The 3,153-nt window shown below is 51.3% G+C and carries 2 protein-coding genes; one reads left to right on the top strand and one right to left on the bottom strand.

All coding sequences use genetic code 11. From position 1 onward, the window contains the following. Nucleotides 1-2,415 (top strand): phosphoketolase family protein (locus QUA45_RS23710; RefSeq protein WP_333222274.1); only part of this gene is annotated, 2,415 nt, incomplete at its 5' end. Between the two features lie 315 nt (nucleotides 2,416-2,730). Here QUA45_RS23710 and QUA45_RS23705 read toward each other — a convergent pair. Further along, nucleotides 2,731-3,153: DUF433 domain-containing protein (locus QUA45_RS23705; RefSeq protein WP_333222273.1), on the bottom strand; the 423-nt coding region annotated here is incomplete at its 5' end.

The following is a 3,153-nucleotide window of genomic DNA, read 5'->3' as shown; positions in this document are numbered from 1 at the left end:
AAAATGAACGCCTACTGGCGGGCGGCAAACTACCTATCCGTCGGACAAATCTATCTCCTCGACAACCCCCTACTCAAAGAACCCCTCAAAATCGAACACGTCAAACCCAGACTCCTCGGACATTGGGGTACCACTCCAGGCCTCAACTTCATCTACGTTCACCTCAACCGCATCATCAAAGCCCAAGACCTCAACACCATCTACATCGCAGGCCCCGGACACGGCGGGCCGGGCTTGGTCGCCAACACCTATCTCGAAGGCACTTATACCGAATATTACTCGAACATTTCCGAAGATGAAGAGGGTATAAAACGGCTGTTCAAACAGTTCTCGTTTCCCGGCGGTATCCCCAGCCACGTCGCCCCAGAAACCCCCGGTTCGATTCACGAAGGCGGCGAACTCGGCTACGCCCTGGTTCACGCTTACGGGGCGGCCTTCGACAATCCCGATTTGATTGTGGCGGCTGTTGTCGGCGACGGGGAAGCGGAAACCGGCCCGCTAGCTGCTAGCTGGCACTCTAACAAGTTTCTCAACCCGGTTCGGGACGGGGCCGTGTTGCCGATTCTGCACTTGAACGGCTACAAAATTGCCAATCCAACGCTGTTGGCCCGCATTCCGCGCGAGGAATTGGAAAGTTTGATGGTCGGTTACGGCTACAAACCTTATTGGGTGGAAGGTTCAGACCCGGAAACGATGCACCAATTGATGGCTGCAACTCTCGATACCGCGATCGGCGAAATTAAGGCGATTCAGGAAAAAGCCCGGACCCAGGGCTATTCGGGCCGTCCCCAGTGGCCGATGATTGTGATGAAAACTCCCAAAGGCTGGACGGGGCCGAAGGAAGTTGACGGTAAGAAAACTGAGGATTATTGGCGATCGCACCAAGTCCCTCTTTCGGAAATGGCTTCTAAGCCGGGACACGTCCAACTCCTGGAAGATTGGATGAAAAGCTATAAGCCGGAAGAACTTTTCGACGAAAAGGGCAAGTTAATTTCCGAATTGGCGGAACTCGCACCCAAGGGCGATCGGCGCATGGGGGCAAATCCCCACGCTAACGGCGGCCGGCTGCTGCGAGACTTGAAAATGCCGGAATTTGAAGACTATGCCGTTGACGTGCAAAAACCGGGCACTGTAATGGCAGAAGCAACCCGCGTTTGCGGCCGCTTCCTGCGAGAGGTGATGAAACTGAATCAGGAAAACGCCAATTTCCGCATTGTCGGGCCCGACGAGACGGCCTCAAACCGGCTCGATCCGGTGTTTGAAGTGACGGACCGGGTGTGGGCGGGCGAAATTTTGCCCGAAGACGACCACATCTCCCCCGACGGCCGGGTGATGGAAGTCCTCAGCGAACATCTATGTCAGGGATGGCTGGAAGGCTATTTGCTGACGGGACGCCACGGCTTTTTCTCTTGCTACGAGGCGTTTATTCACATCATCGATTCGATGTTCAACCAACACGCCAAGTGGTTGAAAACTACTAACGACATTCCTTGGCGCCGACCGATCGCCTCTCTCAACTACCTGCTAACTTCTCACGTTTGGCGGCAAGACCACAACGGTTTTTCTCACCAAGATCCGGGTTTTATCGACCACGTAATTAACAAGAAAGCCGAGGTTGTGCGGGTTTATTTGCCGCCGGATGCGAACACTTTGCTGTCAGTAACGGATCACTGTCTCCGCAGCCGCCACTATGTCAACGTGATTATTGCAGGGAAGCAGCCGGCATTGCAGTATTTGGATATGGATGCTGCGATTAAACACTGTACGGCCGGCATCGGTATTTGGGAGTGGGCCAGCAACGATAAAGGTGGCGAACCGGATGTGGTGATGGCTTGCGCGGGTGATGTTCCGACGCTGGAAACTTTGGCTGCTGTTGACATTCTCCGCCGAGATTATCCGGATTTAAAAGTGCGGGTGGTTAATGTGGTGGATTTGATGACTCTTCAGCCTTCGACAGAACATCCCCACGGTTTGTCTGATAAGGATTTTGATGCTTTGTTCACGAAAGATAAGCCGGTTATTTTTGCTTTTCACGGCTATCCTTGGCTGATTCACCGATTGGCTTACCGCCGGACGAATCACTCGAATATTCACGTTCGGGGTTACAAGGAAGAGGGAACGACTACGACGCCGTTTGATATGGTGGTGGTTAATGACCTCGATAGATTCCATTTAGTTGGAGATGTACTCGATCGCGTTCCGAAACTGAGTTCTGTCGCAGCTTACGGCAAACAAGCTATTCGTGACAAGCTGATCGAACACAGGCAGTATATCACCGAGCACGGGGATGATATGCCGGAAATCCGCGACTGGAAGTGGCCGCACGCGGGCCCGGTTTCGCCGGAACCGCCGCAGGAAACGACTGATCCGGGGGCGACGGCAGAACAAACTGTGCGATCGGGTGCACCGGGATAGGTGCGATCGCTGTCTGAAAAGAAAGTCCTCAGAAATTGAGGGCTTTTTTAGTTGCTATGAGATATCTGTCGTTAGTCCGCGAGTCCGCCAGGGGTTGAAAACCCCTGTCTCATAGCAAAAGTCAGTTGAAACTGACTATCGATTTGAGATTTTAGATGTTAGATTGGGAATTATTGATTTGAGATTGGAGATTTGAGATTTGAAATTAGGAATTAAGTGGTTTATTTAATTGGCGTTTCAGTCCTCTTTTAGAGGACTTTCGCTATGAGACGGGGGTTTTCAACCCCCGGCGGACTTGCGGGTTAATCGATATCTTCATGCCTGCGCCATCTGCGTTATTGAGGCTAGGGCGCGATCGAGTAGCACCTCAACTTGGGCGCGAGTTACTCCCGGAAACCATTCGAGAAACTGGTCAATAGAGGCCCCATCTTTAATGTTCTCGAAAAAGGCGGCAACAGGTACGCGCGTTCCCCGAAATACCCATGCACCACTCACCTTGGTTGGATCGCGTTCAATGACTTCAAAGAGGCCTATATTCTGCATGACGTTCGTTGCTTGTTGCGGATGATGTAAAACAACTAAGAGAGAATTAATCTTAGCATAAATCAACGGTGATTTAGGATTTGTACATTCAAAAGAGGCGGTCATGCTTAAAGAAATAGAAATCCAAAATTTTAGGTGTTTTGAGCAAATCAAAATTTCTGGGTTTGAAAGAGTCAATTTAATCGGCGGTAAAAA

Source organism: Microcoleus sp. Pol12A5 (assembly GCF_036701435.1).
Taxonomy (GTDB): domain Bacteria; phylum Cyanobacteriota; class Cyanobacteriia; order Cyanobacteriales; family Microcoleaceae; genus Microcoleus.
This window is presented reverse-complemented; position numbering and strand designations above follow the sequence as displayed.